Annotated in this window: 1 protein-coding gene; it reads right to left on the reverse strand. The window is 54.3% G+C overall.

Annotated features, from left to right (window positions below; all coding sequences use genetic code 11):
* A partial coding sequence (locus NXS07_RS22110) for an NADH-ubiquinone oxidoreductase-F iron-sulfur binding region domain-containing protein (RefSeq protein ID WP_368859264.1) occupies positions 1-238 on the reverse strand: 238 nt, incomplete at its 3' end.
* Positions 239-245: the final 7 nt, after the last annotated feature.

Here is a 245-nt window from a genome sequence, read left to right on the forward strand (position 1 = left end):
TCTCTTCGCGGAAGTTCTTGATCAGACCCTGAATCGGCCAAGCAGCCGCGTCGCCAAGAGCACAAATTGTATGGCCTTCCACCTGTTTGGTTACGTCAAACAGCATATCGATTTCTTCGACTTCAGCTTCTCCGCGCACAAGGCGGTCCATCACACGCATCATCCAACCGGTACCCTCGCGGCAAGGCGTGCATTGGCCACAGCTCTCGTGCTTGTAGAACTTGGACAGACGCCAGATCGCTTTT

Origin of the sequence: Xenorhabdus bovienii, assembly GCF_024721015.1 — a bacterium.
Lineage (GTDB): Bacteria > Pseudomonadota > Gammaproteobacteria > Enterobacterales > Enterobacteriaceae > Xenorhabdus > Xenorhabdus bovienii.